The 22,115-nt window shown below is 65.0% G+C and carries 19 protein-coding genes and 3 pseudogenes; 6 read left to right on the plus strand and 16 right to left on the minus strand.

What is annotated here, in order from left to right:
- Nucleotides 1–9 precede the first annotated feature (9 nt).
- The 3 genes and pseudogenes from B7D75_RS04520 to B7D75_RS30070 all read left to right on the plus strand — a co-directional run.
- Nucleotides 10–936: a ParA family protein gene (locus tag B7D75_RS04520; protein WP_239481363.1), complete on the plus strand. Its 927-nt coding sequence runs from the start codon at nt 10–12 to the stop codon at nt 934–936.
- Nucleotides 933–2,327, plus strand: coding sequence for a hypothetical protein (locus B7D75_RS04525; RefSeq protein WP_107113779.1), 1,395 nt, complete (start codon nt 933–935; stop codon nt 2,325–2,327). Before B7D75_RS04520 ends, B7D75_RS04525 begins: the two co-directional genes overlap by 4 nt.
- A gap of 93 nt (nt 2,328–2,420) precedes the next feature.
- Nucleotides 2,421–2,615: pseudogene (locus tag B7D75_RS30070) on the plus strand (helix-turn-helix domain-containing protein); the annotation flags it as partial.
- A 133-nt stretch (nt 2,616–2,748) separates the two neighbouring features.
- On the opposite strand, the pseudogene B7D75_RS04535 reads toward B7D75_RS30070, so the two are convergent.
- Nucleotides 2,749–2,994 (minus strand): annotated as a pseudogene (locus tag B7D75_RS04535) (integrase core domain-containing protein); the annotation flags it as partial.
- 68 nt (nt 2,995–3,062) lie between these two features.
- Here B7D75_RS04535 and B7D75_RS04540 point away from each other — a divergent pair.
- Nucleotides 3,063–4,201 (plus strand): IS3-like element ISPa32 family transposase gene (locus B7D75_RS04540; protein WP_107113780.1). Its coding sequence is split into 2 segments (ribosomal slippage): nt 3,063–3,312 and nt 3,312–4,201, totalling 1,140 coding nucleotides; the frame shifts between segments, so codons are not numbered across the junction.
- 29 nt (nt 4,202–4,230) lie between these two features.
- On the opposite strand, the pseudogene B7D75_RS04545 reads toward B7D75_RS04540, so the two are convergent.
- The 9 genes and pseudogenes from B7D75_RS04545 to mucE all read right to left on the minus strand — a co-directional run.
- Nucleotides 4,231–5,094 (minus strand): annotated as a pseudogene (locus B7D75_RS04545) (DDE-type integrase/transposase/recombinase); the annotation flags it as partial.
- Between the two features lie 249 nt (nt 5,095–5,343).
- Nucleotides 5,344–6,351, minus strand: a complete 1,008-nt coding sequence (locus B7D75_RS04550) for a DUF4340 domain-containing protein (protein ID WP_053813401.1) — start codon at nt 6,349–6,351, stop codon at nt 5,344–5,346.
- Nucleotide 6,352: 1 nt separating this feature from the next.
- A complete protein-coding gene (locus B7D75_RS04555; RefSeq protein ID WP_034081718.1) occupies nt 6,353–8,155 on the minus strand; it encodes a GldG family protein in 1,803 nt (600 codons plus the stop codon).
- 9 nt (nt 8,156–8,164) lie between these two features.
- Nucleotides 8,165–8,899, minus strand: coding sequence for an ABC transporter permease (locus tag B7D75_RS04560; protein WP_012074397.1), 735 nt, complete (start codon nt 8,897–8,899; stop codon nt 8,165–8,167).
- Nucleotides 8,896–9,822 (minus strand): ABC transporter ATP-binding protein, encoded by a 927-nt coding sequence (locus B7D75_RS04565; RefSeq protein ID WP_053816696.1) that lies wholly within the window; start codon nt 9,820–9,822, stop codon nt 8,896–8,898. Before B7D75_RS04565 ends, B7D75_RS04560 begins: the two co-directional genes overlap by 4 nt.
- 350 nt (nt 9,823–10,172) lie before the next feature.
- On the minus strand, nt 10,173–12,473 hold the full coding sequence (locus tag B7D75_RS04570; RefSeq protein ID WP_107113781.1) for a CHASE2 domain-containing protein: 2,301 nt from the start codon (nt 12,471–12,473) through the stop codon (nt 10,173–10,175).
- Nucleotides 12,474–12,491: 18 nt separating this feature from the next.
- Entirely contained in the window at nt 12,492–13,499 is a 1,008-nt protein-coding gene (locus tag B7D75_RS04575; RefSeq protein WP_043101472.1) for a FecR family protein, read from the minus strand.
- A 164-nt stretch (nt 13,500–13,663) separates the two neighbouring features.
- The gene (gene aqpZ / locus B7D75_RS04580) at nt 13,664–14,353 is read right to left on the minus strand and encodes an aquaporin Z (RefSeq protein ID WP_012074400.1); all 690 of its coding nucleotides are present in this window, start codon (nt 14,351–14,353) and stop codon (nt 13,664–13,666) included.
- 346 nt (nt 14,354–14,699) lie between these two features.
- The gene (mucE, locus tag B7D75_RS04585) at nt 14,700–14,969 is read right to left on the minus strand and encodes a mucoid induction factor MucE (RefSeq protein ID WP_107113782.1); all 270 of its coding nucleotides are present in this window, start codon (nt 14,967–14,969) and stop codon (nt 14,700–14,702) included.
- Between the two features lie 194 nt (nt 14,970–15,163).
- On the opposite strand from mucE, the gene B7D75_RS04590 reads away from it, so the two are divergent.
- Nucleotides 15,164–15,880 carry a response regulator transcription factor gene (locus tag B7D75_RS04590; RefSeq protein WP_003150475.1) on the plus strand — a complete coding sequence of 239 codons (717 nt, stop codon included), beginning with the start codon at nt 15,164–15,166 and terminating at the stop codon, nt 15,878–15,880.
- 64 nt (nt 15,881–15,944) lie between these two features.
- Here the strand turns inward: B7D75_RS04590 and ppa are convergent, their stop codons facing one another.
- From ppa to B7D75_RS04605, 3 genes are all read right to left on the minus strand, one after another.
- Nucleotides 15,945–16,472, minus strand: coding sequence for an inorganic diphosphatase (ppa, locus tag B7D75_RS04595; protein WP_003093248.1), 528 nt, complete (start codon nt 16,470–16,472; stop codon nt 15,945–15,947).
- 80 nt (nt 16,473–16,552) lie between these two features.
- Nucleotides 16,553–17,383: a M90 family metallopeptidase gene (locus tag B7D75_RS04600; RefSeq protein WP_053816699.1), complete on the minus strand. Its 831-nt coding sequence runs from the start codon at nt 17,381–17,383 to the stop codon at nt 16,553–16,555.
- 2 nt (nt 17,384–17,385) lie between these two features.
- Nucleotides 17,386–18,051, minus strand: coding sequence for a DedA family protein (locus B7D75_RS04605; RefSeq protein ID WP_058129391.1), 666 nt, complete (start codon nt 18,049–18,051; stop codon nt 17,386–17,388).
- Between the two features lie 193 nt (nt 18,052–18,244).
- Here B7D75_RS04605 and B7D75_RS04610 point away from each other — a divergent pair, with 193 nt between their 5' ends.
- Nucleotides 18,245–19,828, plus strand: a complete 1,584-nt coding sequence (locus B7D75_RS04610; protein ID WP_107113783.1) for a serine/threonine-protein kinase — start codon at nt 18,245–18,247, stop codon at nt 19,826–19,828.
- On the opposite strand, the gene B7D75_RS04615 is transcribed toward B7D75_RS04610, so the two are convergent.
- The 3 genes from B7D75_RS04615 to eutC all read right to left on the minus strand — a co-directional run bounded on the left by B7D75_RS04615 (nt 19,721) and on the right by eutC (nt 22,107).
- Complete coding sequence (locus B7D75_RS04615; RefSeq protein WP_107113784.1) at nt 19,721–20,617, minus strand: substrate-binding periplasmic protein; 897 nt, start codon at nt 20,615–20,617, stop codon at nt 19,721–19,723. The genes B7D75_RS04610 and B7D75_RS04615 overlap by 108 nt on opposite strands.
- Before the next feature lie 46 nt (nt 20,618–20,663).
- Nucleotides 20,664–21,125, minus strand: coding sequence for a GNAT family N-acetyltransferase (locus B7D75_RS04620; RefSeq protein WP_003156278.1), 462 nt, complete (start codon nt 21,123–21,125; stop codon nt 20,664–20,666).
- A 160-nt stretch (nt 21,126–21,285) separates the two neighbouring features.
- Nucleotides 21,286–22,107, minus strand: coding sequence for an ethanolamine ammonia-lyase subunit EutC (gene eutC, locus B7D75_RS04625; protein ID WP_034081731.1), 822 nt, complete (start codon nt 22,105–22,107; stop codon nt 21,286–21,288).
- Nucleotides 22,108–22,115 lie beyond the last annotated feature (8 nt).

A 22,115-nucleotide genomic window follows, 5' to 3' on the forward strand; every position in this document is an offset into this window, starting at 1 on the left:
TCCACCGCCTTGGCTGCCACCGCATGGAGCCTCGCCCAGGCTGGAAAGCGGGTGCTGGTGCTAGACCTTGACTTGGAGTCTCCAGGCTTGTCTTCCGCTCTATTACCGTCGGATCGCCAACCAATGTACGGCATCACCGATTGGTTAGTTGAGGATCTGGTGGACAACGGCAATGCCGTTTTTGACAGCATGGTGGCCACTAGTAATCTTTCCCATGACGGTGAAATTCATGTTGTGCCTGCACATGGCACTAATCACGGTGAATACATTGCCAAGATGGGACGCGTCTGGATGCCAAAGTTGCATGCAGATGGCACGCGCGAAATGTGGTCCGCCCGACTTGGACGCTTGCTTCAAGCCTTGGAGGCGCGTGTCCAACCTGATGTGATCCTTATCGACTCGCGTTCTGGAATTGATGAAATTGCGTCGGCTTGCATTACTGAACTCGGTGCCAATCTGATTCTGCTGTTTGCGCTGGAAGGTGAGCAGACTTGGAATGGTTATCGGATGCTGTTCGAGCAATGGCAACGAGCCCATGTTGCAGAGACGATCCGTGAACGTCTAAAGATTGTTGGTGCCATTGTGCCCGAACTGGATCGCGTGACTTATCTTGAGGGCTTACGTGAAAGCGCTTACTGGATTTTTGTTGATACGCTCTATGACGAGATAGCACCTGCGAAGCCAGAGGCTATCGGACCAACTTCTAATGGAGACGGGAAGTGGCGTGTCGAAGACTTTGTTGAAGGATGGAATTTTGATGAGGCTGATGAAGGCGCTCCCCATTATCCGTGGGCAGTGAACTGGCACCGCAGTTTTGCCGGCCTACGATCTTTGCAGGGGCGGCTTTCCTCCATTGACGCTCTAGAAGTGCAATCTGTCTTTGGGCCGCTGATCGGTGGAGTCAGTGATGCCACCGATTCGAGGAAACCGTCATGACGCAAGCTCAACAACTGCGCGAAGCCATCTTGGCTGCGCCCCTTGAGACCAGCAACTTTGGTGAAACTCCGCAGGTCGGGACTCTGTATCTACCGCCCTCTCATCTCAAGGCATTGAGACTTGATTCGCATATAGTCGTGGGAGGTCGAGGGGTAGGTAAATCGTTCTGGACAGCGGCGCTGCAATCCGAATCGCTTCGCGCTCAACTGGGGGCAGTGGCCACTGAGCTGAAAGGCATCCATGTTTTTGCAGGCTTCAGCAATGCAGAGGTCATCGACAACCATCCGAATGCCGACGTGTTTTCCGCTTTCCTTGACGAGAATGGTGATCCCTACGATTTATGGCGGGCAGTGATTCTGCGCTGGGTTGCCCAAAAAGAAAGCGAGAGCATTCCGAATAGTGACTGGCAACAGACAGTCGATTGGCTAAAGAAACAACCGGAAGCAGCCGCGCGCCTGATGCAACGTCCACGTGATTGGCAAGGTTTGATTCTCTTTGATGCGCTGGATCGTACGAGCTCAGACTGGCGGCGTATGGATGACATCGTGCGGGGCCTGTTGCGCACGGTTCTTTGGTTGAAAACCTTCCCCGGGCTATACGCCAAGGTATTTTTGCGTGAGGATCAGGCGGAGCGTACGGTTTTCAACTTCCCGGACGCATCCAAGCTCACTGCAACTAAGGCTGAACTGGTGTGGGCCAGACATGATCTGCATGGGTTGCTCTGGCAGCGGCTTATCAATGCTCCAGATGTACAAGGCGAACAGATGCGTCGTGTCTGTAAAAGCATCGAGCAGGGTGATGTATGGCATGTCGCTCCAGAGATGAAGTTGGAATCTGAGGTGCAGAAGAAGGCTTTTGAAACGTTGGCAGGTCCATGGATGGGGCGGGACAGGCGACGTGGCGTGCCTTACTCATGGTCGGTGGGGCATTTGTCCGATGGGCGCGGGCAAACATCGCCGAGATCCTTTCTCGCGGCAATCCAGCAAGCAGCAGAAGACTCCAGAGAACGTTATCCACAGCATGACTACGCCTTGCACTTCGAGAGCATCAAGCGCGGCATCCAAAAAGCTTCGGAAATCCGTGTGCAGGAGATGGCTGAGGACTACCCCTGGGTGCCCGAAGTTCTTTCTGCATTGACTGGCATGAACGTACCTGCTGAATTCGATGCTGTGAAGGGGAAATGGGAAGAGAGATTTCCCACTGGAGCACAAGGCATCAGCTCTGGGCGTCTTCCAGCACAGCACGTTGATCGTGGTTGGGACGGTGTTCGTGAAGATTTGCAGCGTCTTGGCTTGTTGGAGACCAAAAAAGATGGACGTATTGACATGCCTGACCTGTACCGCGTCGGTTTCGGCCTCGGCCGCAAGGGTGGCGTGAAGCCCAAGGTTTAAGGCTTTGATCACTCGCCACTTTTCTTCGCGTACCCATCGGCTGGAGGCCACTGCCCTGATGTCCCATCTGGTCGGTGTCCAGAGCTACAAGCAATTGCTCGCCAGCGAGTACGCTGCAAGCTGAGCCAGGAGTAGGTCGCGAAGCGTTTGGGGATCGGCTGGGGCATCGAGCGTAGAGTCGTGATACCCAACGTCTAACGTCTGGTTGCCCTCGCGGCAATCTTCGGCTGTGAGACCGTCGGCCTGCCGACCGAGGGCAGTTCGTGCTTGGAGGATCAGTCGCGTCGACGTTGCTTTCATCTTTGCCTGCATACATAAAAACGCCCGACCAGCATAAGGCTGACCGGGCGCGAAGGTTGATGTGAGTGAGGGTGTCTAGTCCTGAAATAGGTTTCCACCTGCTCAGGTAGGCCGATAGGTCTCAAAGCGCCCGATGCACCGCATCGGGCGCTTTGTTTTTCAGGGCCATGTGAGGCCGCTCTGTGTTGTAGATCTGCACGGCTTCAGCAACCATCTTCCTTGCCTGATCCAGATTTTCAGGGCTACTCAGCAGCAGCTCTGTTTTGAGGATTCCGGTGATGCGCTCAGCTAGCGCGTTCTGGTAGCAGTCATATCCGTCAGTCATTGAGCACTGGACGCCATGCCGTGCATGCAGTGACTGATACAGTTGACCTGCCCCCGATTTCAGTACCACGTCAAACTTAGTAGAGTCCGTTTTCCGAGCAGGAGACGGCAGTGAAAAAGCGTTTTACCGAAGAGCAGATTCTCGACTTCCTCAAGCAGGCGGAGGCCGGTGTGCCGGTGAAGGAACTGTGTCGCCGACACGGCTTCAGTGATGCCTCGTTCTACACCTGGCGGGCCAAGTTTGGCGGTATGACCGTGGCGGACGCCAAACGGTTGAAGGATCTTGAACTGGAAAACAGCCGATTGAAGAAGTTGCTCGCCGAGGCCCATCTCGACATCGAGTCGCTGAAAGTGGTCGCCCGGGGAAAAGGGTAAGCCCGACAGCACGGCGGGAGACGGTGCAGGAGATGCAGGCGCGAACCGGCATCTCCGAGCGTCGTGCCTGTCAGTTGATCGGGCTGTCCCGCTCGGTGTTGCGCTACCAGCCGCGAGCCAGTGTGCAAAACACCGAGCTGCAAGCCCAACTGGTGGAACTGGCCCAAGAGCGCCGGCGCTTTGGCTATCGCCGCCTGCACATCCTGCTGCGGCGTGCTGGCGTGCAGGTCAACCACAAGCGGATCTATCGCCTGTACCGCGCTGCCGGCTTGATGGTGAAATGGCGGCGCCGCCGCCATGGCGTCGCGGTGGAGCGCGAACGTCTGAGTTTGCCGAGCGCACCAAACCAGGTCTGGTCGATGGACTTCGTCTTCGATGCACTGAGCACCGGGCGGCGGATCAAATGCCTGACGGTGGTCGATGACTTCACCAAGGAGTCGGTCGGCATCCTGGTGAAGCACGGTATCAGCGGCTTTCGCGTCACACGGGCGCTGGACGAGATGGCGCGGTTTCGCGGCTACCCGAAAGCGATCCGCACCGACCAGGGGCCCGAGTTCACCGGCAAGGCACTCGATCAATGGGCCTATCAGCGCGACATCAAGCTGAAGCTGATTCAGCCTGGTAAGCCCACGCAGAATGCCTTCATCGAGTCGTTCAACGGTAAGTTCCGGGACGAATGCCTCAATGAGCACTGGTTCTGTTCGCTGGCCGAAGCGAGAATCCGCATCGCGGCCTGGCGGCGGGATTACAACGAACACCGACCGCACAGCGCGATTGGCAATCTCACCCCGGCAGAATTTGCTGCAAGTTGGCGAACTCGCCAGCAGCAGCTGAAGCAGGAAAAATTAATATCAACCCCAGGGCCTACTAACTAGGCAGCGGTACTAAAACTGGGGGCAGGTCAAAGTGCCGAGCAATATTGAATACCGCGATCCGAGTGGTGGACCAGTGACTGGCGACGCTGCCGTTTGCGTAGGGACTGCCTAAAGGCTTGTGCAACTGACTTGGCATGCAGGCTTTCATGCACATGGTGACCAACAATTTTTCTGGAATACGCATCCGTTACCAGGCTTAGGTACAGCGGGCCGCTACTGGCTGGCAGGTAAGTAATGTCCGCCACCCAAACATGCTCCGGCCCTGACGGGACAATCTGGTTCGGGCCTGACTTGAGTAGGTTCGGATGGCGGTGGAAGCGATGAAAGCTTTGTGTTGTCTTGTGATACGCCCGCTTGGGCAACACCAGCAAACGGCGCTTTTGTTGAACAAATTCGACAACCCGATCTGCCTGGCGTGCTTTGCTATCAGCAGCTCGATTGCGCTTGTAGTAAGCCTGTCGGCTCATGCCAAGGAACTGACAAGCCCTGGCAATGCTCAGTCCTGCGACTTGACCTTGCGAGAGGACTTGCCGGATCGCTTTTTTACGACCGATACACCGTAATCATTTTTCAGGACATCGACGACGGTCTCGAAGAACTGAGCCTTCTGGCTCATCAACTCAAGCTGCTGCTCAAGCTCTTGATCCGCTGCTCTGGAGTGAGCGTTTTGGGGGCAGACATCGCGCAACTCCTCTCGGCCCGAATCGACGCCTCTTGGCTCCAATCTGCCGACCATGTTTGCGCAACCATACCAGAACCGTCGACCGGCCCTGGATGCCATACCGCACCTGGGCCTGCTTGTAGGTCAGTTCGCCTTTTTCGATCTGATCAACGACGGCCAATTTAAAAGACAGTGAGTAATCTCGCTGTGTGCGCTTTACACCTTGCTCCATCTAGCTCTCCGGAAAATCGGCATGGGAGGTGTAAACCTTATTCAGGACGGGACAGAGGCATTAAAAAAGCCGGCTTGTGGCCGGCTTTTCTGGGGTGGGGTTGGCTTACTTCTGATAAGCCGCGCCTGCCTTAGGAATTCTGCATCGACGAGCCCGTGGCCCGTGGAGGAGGCGGTACTCTAGCAAACTCGGCGGGCCCTGCCCAGCGCGCTATTGCGCCGGGCATCGACCGGCGGCTGGCGGGGACGTTCAGCATTTGGGCGGCGAAGGCTTCGCCGGCTTGCGCTTCTTCACCGGCGACGCCTTGGGTGGGCTGGGCGCGGGGGCGGTGTCCGGCGCCAGGCCTTCGACCCGGTAGCGCCAGCCCTGGAGGGCGGCCACCTGGCCCTCGGCGAAGCCCTTGCTCTTGGACAGTTGCAGCCAGTACTGGCGGCCCAGCTCGAAGAGCTGGCCCTGCAGGACGCCACCGGCGAAGCTTTTCAGGGTGAAGGTGAGCAGCGGCTTCTGTCGCGTTTCGGCGGCCGGCGCGACATCCACCAGGGTGAGCGCGCTGAACAGCCGCGCGGCCTGTTCCGCTTCCGCCTCGCCCATCAGCCGCGGCTTGGAGGGAAACTGCTGCAGACGGATGCCGGCGTCCTGCTCGCTGCTGCGGGAGATGCCCAGCCGCACGCCGTTGCTGTAGGACAACGTCAGTTCACGCAGTTGCTCGAAGGGCAAGGCGGTGAGCTTTCGATCGAGCAGTGCTAGGTCGCCAAGGGGCAGGCCCACCGTGCGGTCGATCAGCCAGGCACGGGCGTCTTCGCCCTGCCTGACCAGTTGCCCGCCCTGCGGAGTGGGCTTGCCCAGCAACAGCACCAGGGGAGCGGCGTCGCCGCGCTCCAGGGTGATACGGCTGGCCTGGCCCTTGCCTTCGTCGGCGAGCCCCATGCGCTCGCGGTTTTCCGCAGAGGCGCTCTTTTCTTCCAGCAGGCGGGCGTCCGCCAGGGTCCGTAGCAGTTGCCGGATCGCCACGCCGGAAGCGGGATAGTCGGCACGGCTGGCGAGTTTCCAGACCTTGCCGTCGCGCCTGAGGCGAATCGGCGGCTTGCCGGGGGTGGCAATGCACAGTGCGGTTACCTGGTGCGGTTTCAGCTCCGGTAGCCAGGCGCGGCTGGCGGGCGCTTGCGCCGGAGGCTGCTGGCGCTCGTGCAACCAGCTGAAGGCGGCGGCGAGCAGGACGAGGGCGAGGGAAAGGCCCGCTACGGTTCGCAGGCGCATGTCAGGCGCTCCTTCGGCGCAGTCTGCGCCAGGTCCAGTGCAGCAGGAGAAGGAATGTGAGCAGCGCCGGCACCAGGACCGTGTTGACCAGTTTCACCTGCTCCGCCAGGCGGTCGATGTCGGCGTTCAGCTGGAACTGCAGCTGGCGCAGTTGCTGGCGGATGCGCAGCTTGTCGTCGACGAAACGCCGCAGGGTCGCTTCCATTTCCGGGGTGACGTCCTGTTCGGCGCCGTCCATCGACTGTTGCAGCTCCTGCAGGTTCTTCTCGGTATCGTTCAGGCTTTGCTGCAGGACGTTGAGCTGTTCCTGGACGCGCATCCCGGCTTCGCGACGCAACTCCTCCACGCGGGTGAAGGGACGGTTCGTATGGCCGCGCGAGCGCAGGTCGATCAACGCGTCCGATCCGGAGAGATAGTCGAGGGCGTTGCCGACGAACAGGTCGTTGTCCGCCCAGACCCGCGGGCCGCCAGGCCCCGCCTGTTCCTGCAGCCAGAGTGGATCGCTCAGCAGGTCGCTGTCGGCGACCAGCAGGACATGGATGTTGGCGCTCTCCGCCGGGCCGTCGGCCGGCTTTCCCGGCTCCGGCGCGAACGCGCTCTTCGCCGGGCCTTCGAGCTTGGCGGCAAGCACGTAGCGCTCGCCGGTCGGGGCCAGGGAGGCGTTGAGTTCGTCGGTGGTGGACCGCTGGAAGCGCTCCAGCGACAGCGGCATGCTGCGCTCCGAGCTGTACATCAGCGGGATGAAGCGGGTGGACGCTTCGGCAAGGGGTTCGAGCAGGCCGGCGGTGGCGAGGTTGAGTCCTTCCAGCCCGGTGGTCAGGACGTTGTTCTGGGGGAACGAATGCCCGGGAAGGTGCAGCCAGGTCGGATTGCGTTCCGGCCGCCGCTCGGCGTTCGGCCTGATCATGGCGAACGCGGCATCCGCCAGCAGGGTGTCCGGTCGCAGCTGGACGCCCCAGGCGCGCAGCAGGGGGGAGAGGTCGGAGCCCTTGTCGGCGGAAGGGTCGGCCAGGCTCAACGGATCGACGAAAGCCAGGAGCTTGCCGCCGCGCAGGACGAAGCGGTCGATGGCGCGTAGGGTCGGTTCGGACAACTGCCTGGGATGGACCAGCATCAATACCGAAATCTCGGCGGGAATTTCCGTGGTGGCCAGCCCCAGGGTACGGATGTCGAACTGCTGGTGGAGCTTGTCCATCATCGCCCACGGCCGGCTGCCCGGCTGGCTGTCGGTGGCGGCCTGGCCGTTCATGGGCAGGCTGCTCATCAGCCCCACGACGGTGCGTTCCCTCTCGGCGAGAGCCTGCACCAGGCGGCTCAGGTCATATTCGAGCAGCGGTTCCTCCTCCGGCGAGAAGAACGGAATCACCTGGATGCCGTCGGTGGCGTTGGTAGCCGCCAGGCCGAAGTAGATGCCTTCTTCGTTCGGGCCGAGGGGCAGGGCCTGCAGACCGAAGCGCGAGGCGCGGTCCTCGTCGTCGGAGAACGGCAGGGGATCGATCACGAACAGGCGGATCTTGCCGTGGCTGCGCTGTACATACAGGTCCAGCACTTCCTCGACACGGCGGGCGTAGTTGCGCAGGGCGACCAGGTCACCGGCGCGGCTTTTCGAAAAGAACAGGTAGAGGTTCAGCGGTTCGTCGAGCTGGTCGAGGATCTCCCGGGTGCCGTCGCTGAAGGTGTAGAGCTTCTGCTGCGTGAGGTCGACCTGCAGGTTGCGCAGCAGCAGGCCGGACAGGAGATTGAAGACGAGGAACAGCAGGCCGACCAGCAACAGGCCGGCGCCCGAGTACAGGGTTCGTTTCATGGTTGCTTCCTAGGCCGCCTTTTTCAGGTCGATGATGATGGTGGTGGCGGCCAGCCAGGCGACGATCAGGCTGAGGAAATAGGCCAGGTCGCGCAGGTCGAGCACGCCCCGGCCAAGCGCCTCGAAACGCACCAGCACGCTCAGCGAGGCAATTCCGTCGAGCAGCCATTGCGGCAGCCAGCCGGCGAGTGCCTGTTGCACATCGGCAGCGCCGCTGCCGACGAACAGCAGGCAGGTCAGGACGGTCAGGGCGAAGGCGATGATCTGGTTCTTCGCCAGTGCCGACATGCAGGAGCCGATGGCCAGGTAGCCGCCGGCCAGCAGCCAGCCGGCCAGGTAGCCGGCGACGATCGCGCCGTTGTCCGGGGAACCCAGGTAGTTGACCGTCAGCGGCATCGGGAAGGTCAGCAGCAAGGCCAGGCCGGAGAAGAACCAGGCCGCCAGGAACTTGCCGGCCACCACCGTGGCACCGGAGACCGGCAGGGTCATCAGCATCTCGATGGAGCCCGACTTGCGCTCCTCCGCCCACAGGCGCATGGACAGGGCGGGTATCAGCAACAGGTATAGCCACGGCAGGATCGAGAAGAACGGCACCAGGTCGGCCTGGCCGCGTTCGAAGAACTCCCCCTGGTAGAACGTCGTGAGGCCGGCGAGGACCAGGAAGATCAGGGTGAATACATAGGCGAGCGGCGTCGCGAAGTAGCTGCCCAGCTCGCGTCTGAAAATGGTGCCGATGGCGGTCATGCGGGGTTTTCCCGGGTCAGTTGGCGGAACACTTCTTCCAGTTGGCCGTGCTCGGTACGCAGGCCCGAGACCCGCCAGCCCTTGCCGTGGATCAGGTGGTTGAGTCCGGGCAGTATCTGCGTGCCGGGGCGGGCCAGGATGGTCAGGGTGCCGGCCCGGTCGGGCCGCCCTTCGATTCCGGCGACACCGGGGAGCATCGCGATCGCCAGGGGATCCACCGGTGCTTCGATGGTCAGGCTGACGGCATGGTGGTAGCGGCTGCGGGTCTTCAGTTCGCCCGGGGTGTTGTCGGCCAGCAGGCGGCCGCCGCTGATCACCAGGGCACGGCTGCACATGAAGGAGACTTCCTCGAGGATGTGCGTGGAAATCACCACGATCTTGCTTTCCGAGAGATTCTTCACCAGTTGCCGCACCTGGTGCTTCTGATTCGGGTCGAGGCCGTCGGTGGGTTCGTCGAGCAACAGCAGTTCGGGATCGTGGAGGATCGCCTGGGCCAGCCCTACGCGGCGCTTGAAGCCCTTGGACAGGGTCTCGATGACGCTCCGGCGCTCGCCATGCAGTTCCATGCACTGCATGGCGTGGTCGAGGCGGCGCCGTTTTTCCCGGCCGCTGTAGTTGCGGATGGAAGCGACGAAGGCGAGGAAGCCTTCGACGGTCATTTCGCCGTAGCTGGGGGCGTTTTCCGGGAGATAGCCGATCAGCTTCTGCGCCTGGCGCGCCCTGTCCTGCATGTCGAAGCCGAAGATGCGAACGCTGCCGGCGCTCGGCGGGAGGAAGCCGGAAAGCATCTTCAGGGTGGTCGACTTGCCGGCTCCGTTGGGGCCGAGGAGGCCGACGATCTCCCCCCGGCCAATGCGGAAGCTCAGATCGTTCACTACCGTCCGGCCAGAAAAACGTTTGGTCAGTCTGTCTATGTCGATCATGGTTTCACTGCAGTGGTTGAACCGTTTGCCTTTTATGCGGAGGGGATCGCGTGAGCGCGGTAGATTACCGGGAGTTGCCGGTTAATTTTTTAGGCCCGCTCTTTTTGGGATTAGTTACTTGTACGCTTGGGAAACTTCCTACGAACTTTGCCCATGCATGAAAGTTGTTCCGGCGTTCGGCAGATAAAGCGGGTTAAACGTCGAATTCAATATCGCCGGATATCGTAGGCATGAAGGCATTCGAGTTGAGCGTCGAAGGCAGGCAAGGAGGGGCTTTGCCTGCCTGCAGCGGCATCGCACGGCGCGGCAATGGCTGGGCGGATGTCGCTCATGGTCCGCCAGGGGGCGAGTCAGCCTTCGCTTTTCAGCAGCGGCAGGCGAATCTCGAACGTGGTGCCTTGGCCGACCTGGCTTTCGCAGGTGATCCTGCCGCCGTGGCGGTCTATCACCGTCTTCACCATGGCCAGGCCCAGGCCGAGGCCGGCGCTGCCTTCGGCGGAGGCGAAGCGCTGGTACTGGCCGAACAGGCGCGGCAATTCCTCGGCGGCGATGCCCCGGCCCTGGTCGGCGATCCGGCAGGACAGCCCGTCGCCATCGAGGTGGATGCCAAGGCTGACGCGACTACCCGCCGGGCTGTACTTGACGGCGTTTTCCAGCAGGTTGAACAGCGCGCGGGTGAGCAGGCCGGGGTCGGCCCAGACCATCGGTTCCTGCTCGTCGTCCCAATCGCGGTGCAGCTCGATGTCCTTCTGCTGCGCCAGTGGCCAGAGCTGGTCGGCGGCGTCCATCGCCAGCATGGTGAACATGCACGGTTCGAAGCGGTAGGCGTCGGACTCGGCCTTGGCCAGTTGCACGAAGGCGTCGGTCAGGCCCAGGGCGCGGCGGACCTGCTGCTCGATCTGCCGGTAGACCCTCTGGCCCGCTTCGCCCTCGGCGCGGCGCACGTCGAGCAGGGCGAGGATCGCCGAGTGCGGCGCGCGCAGGTCGTGGGAGAGGAAGCGCAGCAGGGTGGCGCGCTGGCGCTCGGCGTCACGCTCGGCGCTCAGGTCGATCAGGCTGACCAGCCAGCCGATGGCGGTTTCGCTTTGCACCGGCAGCAGGCGCGCCAGTTCGACGCGCAGGTCGCGTTCGTGGCGGTCATGGAACTCCACCGCTTCGAGGCTCCCCAGTGGCGGAGGGTTGTCGCCGGCGAGACTCGGGTGGCCGAGCTCGGCCAGGCGCTGGCGCAATTCGTCGCCGCGCAGGTCCCGGCCGAACAGTTCCCGGGCCTTGCGATTGGCCAGCAGGATCCCGCCTTCCGGATCGCAGATCAGCGTTGCCACCGGCAGCCCTTCCAGGCCATCGGCCATGAAGCGTCGGCTGTCGCGGGTGCGGCTGACCGCCTGTTCCAGGGCGGCGATGCGGTTCTGCAGGGGATCGTTGCCGGCGGCTGGCGCGCGGCTCCGTTCGGGAAGCACCTTGGGCTCCTGGTCGAGGCGCGCCAGCTCCCAGCCGAAATAGGCGAGCACCGCGTTCAGCCGGCGCCAGCTCCAGATCAGGTAGGCCAGCAGCAGGCCGACCAGGCTGGCCAGTGGCGACCACCACCAGCCGTTCAAAAGCAGGACCCAGGACAGGCCGAGGGCCAGCGCCGCGCAGGTCAGGGTGAGGAGCAAGGCGTGGCGCGAGCGGAACAGCATCAGGCCGAGCAGCAGGGCGACGCTGGCGGCGGAGAGCAGCGCGGCGAGCCAGGGTTGCAGGTCGACGCTGCTGCGCTGCTGCAGCAGGCCGTTGAGGATGTTCGCCTGGATTTCCACCCCCGGCGTGGTACCGAGGCTGGCCGAGAGCGGGGTGACGTAGCGATCGCCGAGGCCCGGCGCAGTGGCGCCGACCAGGACCAGGCGGTCGCGCAGCAGGGTGTCCGGCACTTCGCCGCGCAGCACGCTGACGTAGGGCACGCTGGGGAAGCCCGCGGCGGCGCTGATGAAGGGAATGCGGATCGCGTGGTCGCGCTGCCAGCCGGGCAGGTTGCGCTTCGTGTCGAGCCCGGGCATCGGCGTTTCGCCGAGGCTGGCGAAGACCTGCCAGGCGAGCAGCGGGCGTGGCTGGCCGAGCGGCCCCTCGCGCAGGTAGACGCTGCGCACCGTGCCATCGCTGTCGGCCTCCACGTTGATATGGCCGATGCCGGCGGCGCAGCTCGCCAGCTGCGCCGCCGGCGGTATCTCCCGGGGCGGTTCGCCGTAGCGCGGGACGCTTTCGCGCAGCAGCGGCAGCAGCACGTTGCCGGCCCGGCACAGCGACTGCGCCAGTTGGCGGTCGTTGTCCGGATCGGCGGAGGGTTCGCTGAAGATCACGTCGAGCAGCACGCTGCGCGCGCCGGCGGCGCTCAGGCGCTCCAGCAGTTCGGCGTGGACGCTGCGTGGCCAGGGCCAGCGGCCGAGGCTTTCCAGGCTGCGATCGTCGATGGCGACGATGAGGATGCGTGGGTCGACCGCCAGGGGCGTGAGGTTGCGCAGGCGATCATAGAGCAGGTTGTTCAGTGGCAGCCCGGCGCTCAGCGAAAGCAGCGCGGTGAGCGGCAGGAGCACCAGGCTGACCAGCAGCCATTCGCGTACCAGGCCGCGGAACAACCGCTGCGCCTGGCTGGATTCGTCCCGCCGGGAAGGCGCAATCACCGCCGGGGCCCCGGCGCCTTACCGGGCACTGCCGCCCCGGGGGTAATAGAGGATGTCGTAGACGCTGGTTTCGCCTTCCAGGCCGTCGTTGTCGAAGGCCGAGAGGCGGACGTGGTAGAAGGCCGCCTTCAGGCCGCTGAAGGCGACCTCCGGGGTGCTCGAGAAGCGTTCCTGCTGGATGCGCAGGAAGTCCGGGTCGCTGGCCACCTGGGCGCGGTAGCGCTTGGCGCCCTGCAGCGGCGCGAGGTACAGCTTCCACACCGGCGAGTCGCCATGCTCGCCGCCCTGGCCGCGCAGTTGCGGAGCGGGCAGCAGGTCGACCGGGGTCAGCTTGCCCTGCGGCCTGACCTTCAACCCGCGGCGCGCATCGACCAGCACGTCCTCGTCGGGGACGGTCCGCGCCTGCGGCGACTTGCGGGCGGGGCGCCCGCCGTTGAGCGGCAGGTCGTCGCTGGTCAGCTCGCGGTTCACCGCGACGCGTCCGTCGAGCACTTCGGTCAGCGTCTGGCCGTCCTCGGTGCGGGCGCGGAAATGGGTACCGCGCACGCCCAGCACGCCGACCGGGGTCAGCACCTGGAAGCGGTCGTGATCGCTCTTTCTCTTCAGGACATACGACTCGACCTGCCCCGCGCGCAGGGCGATCTGCGGAATGCCGGTGTCCTCGTCCAGGTGCAGGGTGACTTCCGAGCTGGAGGGCAGGACGATGCGGCTGCCGTCGCCGAGCAGCAGGCTGACGAAGGCGGTCGGGGAGGTTTTCACACCTTCCAGGTCGTCGATGTCCATGCCTTCTTCCAGGGGCGTCTGGTTGCCCTTGGCATCGAGCTTCCAGGCGTCGCCGGCGAGATAGAGCACGCTGGCGGGGAGCGGCTGGGGCAGGCAGGTTTCGCCCTGCTCGATGAACGGCGGCCGTTTCGCCTTGGCCGGCACGGCCGCGACGGGGTTGGCGAGCAGCGCCAACAGACCGCCCAGCGCCAGGGCGGCGCAGGCCGGAAGGAAGGTACGGGGTGTAGAGGCGAGGGCTGTCATAGGCTTCACTGGCGGCGGGTAAGGTATCGCTGGCGGTCCGGTCAGGCTGCAATCTGCCTGATCGGGCGGCGGTTTCGCAATCCTTGCAACGACATCGGGAGCCCGCAGGCTCCCGCGACGTTTCCTCGGCCGCAGCGCCTGGCGACCGGGCCAGGCGCTTCGGTTCAGTCGTTCTTGTCGCCGATCAGGCGATAGGCCAGGGCGCCGAGTACCGCGCCGAGGATCGGCGCGACCCAGAACAGCCACAGCTGGGATACCGCCCAGTCGCCGACGTACAGGGCGACCGCGGTGCTGCGCGCGGGGTTCACCGAGGTGTTGGTGACCGGGATGCTGATCAGGTGGATCAGGGTCAGGGTCAGGCCGATGGCGATCGGCGCGAAACCCTGGGGCGCGCGCTTGGAGGTGGCGCCGAGGATGATCAGCAGGAACATGCCGGTGAGCACCACTTCGCTGACCAGCGCGGCCTGCAGCGAATAGCCGCCCGGCGAATGCTCGCCGTAGCCGTTGGAGGCGAAGCCGGCGGCCAGGTCGAAGCCGGCCTTGCCGCTGGCGATCAGGTACAGCACACCGCCGGCGGCCAGGCCGCCGAGCACCTGGGCGACGATGTAGGGTAGCAACTGGCTGGCCGGAAAGCGCCCGCCGACCCACAGGCCGATGGATACCGCCGGGTTCAGGTGGGCGCCGGAGATCGGCCCGATGGCATAGGCCATGGTCAGCACGCTGAGGCCGAACGCCAGGGCCACGCCGAGGTAGCCGATTCCCAGTTCCGGTACGCCGGCGGCGAGCACGGCGCTGCCGCAACCGCCCAGTACCAGCCAGAAGGTGCCGAAGAACTCTGCTCCGTATCGTTTCATGATGAGGTCCTTTTCAGATCCAGGGTGGGACGCGGAACGAGGCGTCCGGATGTCGGGAGGGGATGATTCGGATAAGGAAGGGGAGATGACACATCCGTGTGTCGAAGCCAGCCCTGGGGGGATTGGCTCGGTCGCCTGGGGCGGTCGTCCGTTACCGGCCCCCGACTGTGGTTCGAGTGATCTCGTCCCACGGCCCGCCGAGGCGGGTTTACACGTCCCTGTGTCGGAGCAATCCATTTGCTCCTTGGCCTACTCAGCGGTTGGAAATCTACCAAGCGGCTTTCGCCTGCTGCGGGATTTGCCATATTTCTTCAGATTCTTTCGCGAAATTTCAGATTCACAGGATTCAAAACACCCAGCGCGTCTCGTCCCGCACGCTGACTGCGCCGGACAGGCCGACGTTCCACAGTTCCACGCCTGCCCGCGCGCTGTTGTCGAGGCCGAGCGGAGCGGCGAAGGAAGGGCTGCTGGTGCCCTGGTTGAACACCGGGGCGAGGGGAGTGGTGGACGGCGGGCCGACCGATTCGAGGCCGAGGATCAGGGCCAGGCAGGAAAACTTGCCGAAGGCCTGCAGGTTGATGTCACGCAAACGTTGGCGAACTGGCCGGAAACCCATGGCTACGACTCCTTGATAGTCAGGCTGGCACTGGCGCGCGGGTTCTCTGTCCCGCTTAATGGCTATTTGGAATCAGGCTATCAAGGGCTGGTCGCCACCAGAGAGATTCGTCACAATTCTTCAGATTTGTACGTAATCAACCGTTCCTGGAGCGAAAAAAGGGCGATAGCCCGATTGAACAGGACCAGCTTTCTATGCGTGTCGCGATACTGGACGACGAGTCGGCCGAACTGGACCGGGTCGAGCAGACCCTCCAGCAGATACCCGCGCAGGGCGAACAGGCCTGGGTGGTGCACCGTTTCTCCCGGGGCGAGGACCTGCTCAAGCAACTCAAGCGGGAAACCTTCGACCTGCTGATCCTCGACTGGCAGCTGCCGGACCTCAGCGGCCTGCAGTTGCTGCGCTGGAGCCGCGAGCATCTCGACGCGCCGCCGCCGGCGATCATGCTGACCAGCCGCGACGCCGAGCAGGACATCGTGCAGGCGCTGAACAGCGGCGCCGATGACTACGTCAGCAAGCCGTTCCGCCCCAACGAACTGAAGGCGCGGGTCGCCGCCGTGCTGCGTCGCCACGCGGCGACGCGACCGGCGCAGCACGAGAGGCAGACCTTCAATGACCTCAGCTTCGACGACGCCGAACTGACCGTGACCCGCGCCGGCGCGCCGATCAGCCTGACCGAGCGCGAATACCGCCTGGCTCGCTGCCTGTTCGCCAACCTGGGGCGGCCGCTGTCGCGGGAATATCTCTACGAGCGCTTCTGGCCTCACGAGGAGGTGCTTTCCTCGCGACCGCTGGACACCCACATCTACCGTCTGCGCAACAAGCTCGGCCTGACCGCCGAGCGTGGCTGGCAACTGCTGACCATCTATGGCTACGGCTACCGCCTGGAGAGCGTGGCGGCCGGGGAGTGACCCGTCGCGCCGGCGGAAATGAAAAAGCCCCGCGGGTGCGGGGCTTTTTCTGGCTGGGCGGCGCTTACTTCTGGAACGCGGCCACGGCCTTGGTGATTTCGGCGCGGGCGGCGTCGGCGTTGCCCCAGCCTTCGACCTTGACCCACTTGCCCTTCTCCAGATCCTTGTAGTTCTCGAAGAAGTGCTTGATCTGCTCCAGCAGCAGGGCCGGCAGGTCGGTGTATTCCTTCACGTCCTTGTATAGGACGCTCAGCTTGTCGTGCGGCACCGCGATCAGCTTGGCGTCGCCACCGGCTTCGTCGGTCATGTGCAGGACGCCGACCGGACGGGCGCGGATCACCGAGCCCGGCGCCACCGGATAGGGGGTCACCACCAGCACGTCCAGCGGGTCGCCGTCGTCGGCCAGGGTGTTGGGGATGAAGCCGTAGTTGGCCGGGTAGAACATCGGGGTGGCCATGAAGCGGTCGACGAACAGGCAATCGGTGTCCTTGTCGATCTCGTACTTGATCGGCGCATGGTTGGCCGGAATCTCGATAGCGACGTAGATGTCGTTCGGCAGGTCCTTGCCGGCCGGGATCTTGCTGTAGCTCATGGGTTGACTCCAGAGGTTTCTGGCCAAAAAAGAGGCCGCGATTATAGGCATATTCGCCTGGCGATGCCATGTACCGGCATTCAGCCGTTAGTCGTGCCGCCCGCCGCCTCGCGGTAGTCCGGGTGCTCGGCCTGCAGGCGCCGCAGGCGTTGCAGCGGATCCTGGCGGTAGAACAGCTGGAGCTGCTGGTAGACCGCCGGGTAGGCCTCGTGGAGAAGGTCCGGGGCGCTGAAGAAGTACTCGCTGGTGACCGCGAAGAATTCCGCCGGGTCTTCCGCCGCGTAGGGATCGATGGCGGTCTGCGCGTCGGGGTCGCGGTCGAGCAGCGCGTTCATCTCGTCGTAGGCGGCCTGCATGGCGCTCGCCCAGTCGCCGATGCGCATGCCGGCATGCAGCGGCGGCAGGCCGTTGGCGTCGCCGTTGAGCATGTCCAGCTTGTGCGCCAGCTCGTGGATCACCAGGTTGTAGGCGTCCCAGCCGCCCCCGCCGACGACGCCGGGCCAGGCCAGGACCACCGGCCCTTGCAGGGACGTCTCGCCGCTGCGTTCGTCGTCGAACTCATGGACCACGCCGCTGGCGTCGCGGTGTTTCTGCGGACTGACGAAGTCGTCGGGATACAGCACCAGTTCATGGAAGCCCTGGTACCAGTTCAGGTCCGGCAGGTGCAGCAGCGGCAGTTGCGCCTGCGCCGCCAGCAGCAGGCGGCCGAAGTCGTCGAGATCGACGCCGGAGAGTGCGGTCAGGTGCTTGTCGGCGAGAAACAGCACGGCCCGCTCGCGCAGGCGGCGGTCCTCGTCGGCGTCCAGGCCGTCGAGGATCGGCAGGTGCCGGCGCACCTGCCGCCAGAGTTCGTCCGCCACCGGGTGGCGCGCCAGCAGGCGTCGGCGCCGCCAGGCGCGGAACGACCACATGTTCAGTCGCTCTGGGCCTTGGCCTGCTTGGCGGCGCTGACCTGCAGGCGATGGCGGATGAAGCCGAGGATCATCGGCAGCAGCGACAGCAGGATGATGCCGATCACCAGCAGCGACAGGTTCTTCTTGATGAAGGGCACGTTGCCGAAGAAGTAGCCCAGGGTCACCAGGCCACCGACCCAGGCCACGGTGCCGGCCACGCTGAACATGACGAAGCGCGGGTAATGCATCTTCGCCATGCCGGCGACGAAGGGCGCGAAGGTCCGCACGATCGGCAGGAAGCGCGCCAGGGTCACGGTCTTGCCGCCGTGGCGGGCGTAGAACTCGTGGGTGCGGTCGAGGTAGTCGCGGCGGAACACCTTGGAGTCGGGGTTGCTGAACAGCCGCTTGCCGAGGGTCCTGCCTATCACATAGTTGGTGCTGTCGCCGGTGATCGCCGCGATCATCAGCAGGCCGCCGAGCAGCCAGGGATCCATGCCGCCGGTGGCGCAGATGGCGCCGGCAATGAACAGCAGCGAGTCGCCGGGAAGGAACGGGGTCACCACCAGGCCGGTTTCACAGAAGATCACCAGGAACAGGATGGCGTAGATCCAGACGCCATAATTGCTGACCAGCATGGCCAGGTAGGTGTCCAGGTGAAGGATCAGATCGATTGGGTTGAAGTCCATTGAGCAACCTGCGGAGACAACGCGTTGAGCGGCAGAGGGCCGCCATTATAGGGGGGCGTCCGGATGGGCGGGGGGTTGTTTGTCGCGATCCCGGCAAAACCACTGATTGCAGGATGTTTCGGTAATTTTTCCGAAATTGGTCGGCATAAAGCCTGCAAGAACAGGAGAAATTTCTAGCAGGGAAGGACCCGCCATGACATTCCAGCCTGATGCCCGGCCAGCGCTCAGCTTCACGCTGGGTGCCGGGCGCGACCTCGCCGGGCAGGCCGCGCGGGCCCGCGCCGAGTGGCTCGTGGCGCGCCCCGGGCGGGCGCCGGCGTTTCTCCTGGCGCTGCTCTGGGGACATGGCTGCGCCAACGTGGTGCAGGCGCTCGAAGGACATCTCGACGGCCTGTTCGCCGACTACGCCTGCACTCCCGAGGGCTGGCCGGAAGCGCAGGCGGTACGTCAGGTGCTCGCCTCGCTGAACATGCAACTGTACCGCCGACGCCGGGAGGGCGAGCCGGGGGTGCTGGAACTGGCGGCGGGGTTGCTGCTGGTCCACGACGGCGGCGTGCACTTCTTCCAGTGCGGCGCGGTCGGCCTGCTGCGCAATCGCCGGGGCAGCCTGCAGCGCCTGGGCGGCAGTGGCCAGGCGCTGGGCAGCAGCGCGGAACTGGCGCTGGTCCAGCACAACCTGGCCCAGGTGACAGGCGAGCCGCTGTTGCTGGCGCCGCAGCCGTTGCTCGAAGTGGCCGACCTGCGCGCCCTCGGCGAGCGCTGCGCCGGGCTGGCCGAGGAGCGCCTGGACGAGGTACTGCAACCTTTGCTGCAGGCGCCGGGAGCGGTGGCGCTGGTCCTGCCGGGGGCCATGGGGGCGGCGCCCCCGGCGCCACGGCACGCCGGCTGGCCGGCGCTGCGCAGCGCGCGGCCGGGCGAGTGCCTGGACGGCTGGACCTTGCAGGCGGCCTGTGCATTCGGCCCGTCCGGGCGACTGTTCCGCGCCCGCGACGAGGTGGGTCGTGAGGCCTGGCTGCTGCTCGCGATGACGGACGCCGACGAAGCGTTCTGGCAGCGTGAGTGGGCGTTGCGCCGTTGCCGGGTGGAAAGCCTGCCACGGGTGCTGTCGTCGCAACGGCCGCGCCGGCATGCTTACCAGCTGTTCGCCCCGCCGAAGTGGCCGGTGCGTAGCCTGCAAGACTGGGCGCCGGCGCACCTGCCGCTGGATCCCGAATGCGCTCTGGTCCTGCTGGAACAACTGATCGAGGCCGTTCGCGCCCTGCAGCGGCGCGGTGTGCAGGGGCTGTGGCTGGCGCCGCGGCAGATCCTGCTGGACGAGGGCGGACGCCTGCTGTTCCTCCCCGAGGCCGCGGCGATTCTGCCGGGCGTGGCGCGCCAGGCCATGCCGGCCGGGATCGTGCCACTGGCACCGGAACTGCGCGGTGGCGAGGCGGCCGACGGCCGTGCCGACCAGTTCGCCCTGGCGGCGCTGCTCTATTGGCTGCTCAGTGGGCGCTGGCCGCCGGTCGCCACCACGGAGGGCGCCGCCGGCAGCCGCTACGAGCCGCTGGGCGAGCGTCACGCGGGCCTGCCGGTGGGCTGGGACGGCGTCCTGGCGCGGGCGCTGGCGCCGCGGCCGGAGGCGCGCTTCGAGGCGTTGTCGGAATTCTGGCTGGCCTTGCAGAGGCCGCTAGCGCATCCCCAGCGAGCCCAGCCGCCACGCCGGCCGGGCTTGGGCGGGGTGCTGCTGGTCCTGCTCCTGGTCGGGCTGGCGCTGCTGGTCGGCCTGGCCGGTTAGCGGATCGATCGCCAGCGTGCGGGTCTGTCCGCTGCGTTCCAGGTGCGCTTCGGCGATGAGTTGCTCCAGCCGGCCGCTGCGGCGCATCAGGCGCAGGTTGCGATCGAGGCTGGCGGCCAGGGCCGCGCCGCGGCCGAGTTTCTTCGGCACCAGCACATAGAGCGGCTTGACTTCCAGTGGCGGCTCGATGAACACCAGGCGGTCCTTCAACGCCGGCACGTTGCGCGCCAGCAGATGGTAGCCGGTGTAGCGATCGACCACGGCCAGGTCGATACGCCCGCGCAGGAGCTTCTCGAGGTTCTGCCAGTCGTTGGTCACCGTGTCCCTGGTCAGGCTGCGGTCGGCGTCGAAGTCCTGCCGGTTGACGTAGCCGCGGACCACGCCGATGCGGTACGGACGCAGGCTTTCCAGGTGCGCCGGGTCGACCGGCAGGAGGCGTTCGCGCTGGCGGAAGAAGCCCAGCTGCGAATCGAGCAGGGGAATGGTGGCATGGAACAGTTCGCCTCGCTCGGGCGACAGGTAGGCCGGCATCAGGGCGTCGAAGCGGCCCTCGGCGGTCTCCTTCAGGGCGCGCTGCCAGGGCAGGAAGACCAGCTCCGCGCGATGCCCGTCGAGCGCCAGGGCTTCGGCCAGGATGCGGCTGGCGAGGCCGTGCCCCGGCAGGTCGGGGCCGACGTAGGGCGCCCAGTCGAGGGTTGCCACACGCAGGGTGTCGGCCTGCGCGCCGGCCACGGCCAGGAGCAGGCCGAGCAGGACTGCGGGCCAGTGCGACGAAGGGCGCGAACCCATGGTTGCCTCTGCGCTACGCGATCGGGTAGTGGGAGAACCTCTGCCTTCAGCTTAGTTCGTCGCTGATCGGCAGGGTGTAGTTCTTGAACTCGTGGTCCTCGCGGAAACCGATCGACTCGTAGACCTTCTGCGCCACCTCGTTGTCGACGCTGGTGGACACCCGCATGCGCACCGCATGGGTGTCCCGGGCCATCTGCTTGGCGTGCTGCAGCAGGTGGTCGGCGACCAGTTGCCGGCGCGCTTCCTCGGCGACGTAGATGTCGTTGAGAATCCATACGCGCTTGAGCGACAGCGAGGAAAAGCTCGGATAGAGCTGGCAGAAACCGAGCAGCCGGTCTTCTTCGTCGGCCAGTGCCAGGTAGATCACCGACTCCTTGCGGCGCAGGCGTTTCTCGAGGAATTTGCGCGACGACTCGGGGTAGGACAGCATGCCGTAGAACTCGCGGTACCTGACGAACAGCGGCGCCAGCAGGTCGAGGTGTTCGAGGGTGGCTTGCACGATTCGCATGACGGACCTCGCGGTGCGGGAAGGGGCTGTCGGAACGATGCAGGCTGCATGCCAGCAATGTCCCGATGCTGCCCAATCTCCCTGCAAAGCGCAATCCAGGCGAGCGGCCGAATGGTGCGAAGAGCGGGCGGCTGGCGCCCGCCCGTCCTTCGGCCGGGGCTCAGTCCCTTGCCAGGAGGAAGTTGCCGGTGCGCGGAGCGTCGCCTTCCAGCGACTGGACCTCGGCTTCATCCTTCAGGTTGACCCCGGAAAGCTGCCGCCGGCAGGCCTCGCGCATGAGGTACAGCAGGCGGTGCGCGGCCATGCCGTAGCTGAGGCCTTCCAGGCGGACGTTGGAGATGCAGTTGCGGTAGGCATCGGTGAGACCGACCCGTGGCGCCCAGGTGAAGTACAGGCCGAGACTGTCCGGCGAGCTGAGGCCGGGACGCTCGCCGATCAGGATCACGCTCATCCTGGCCCGCAGCAGTTCGCCGATCTCGTCGGCCACCGCCACCCGTCCCTGTTCCACCAGGACCACCGGGGACAGCGACCAGCCTTCGGCCAGCGCCTGTTCCTCCAGGCGTTCGAGGAAGGGCAGGGTGTGACGCTGCACGGCCAGCGCGGAGAGGCCGTCGGCGACCACGATGGCCAGGTCGATCTGCCCGTCGTAGCCGGCGGCGTGCTCGCGCAGGCGACGCACCGAGGCCTCGTCGAGGCGCCGGCCGAGGTCCGGGCGTTGCAGGTAGACGTGGCGGTCGGCGGCGGCGCTGTGCAGCAGCAGGCTGTCGCGGCCGCGCTGGCGCAGGCCGTCGCCGATGGACGCATGGTCGAAGGGCAGGTGCACGGCGTCGCGCGCCTGGGCGTGGGCGTACTGGAAGTCCAGTTGCGGGCGGGTCGGCAGGCTGGTGCCGGTGCGGCCCAGGGCGATCCGCGCGGGGGTCAGCTGGCGCAGCGGCAGCCAGGGGTTCTCGGCGTTGGCGTCGGGCAGGTGCTTGTCGTTCATCGGCGTCT

The organism is Pseudomonas paraeruginosa (genome assembly GCF_003025345.2).
GTDB lineage: Bacteria > Pseudomonadota > Gammaproteobacteria > Pseudomonadales > Pseudomonadaceae > Pseudomonas > Pseudomonas paraeruginosa.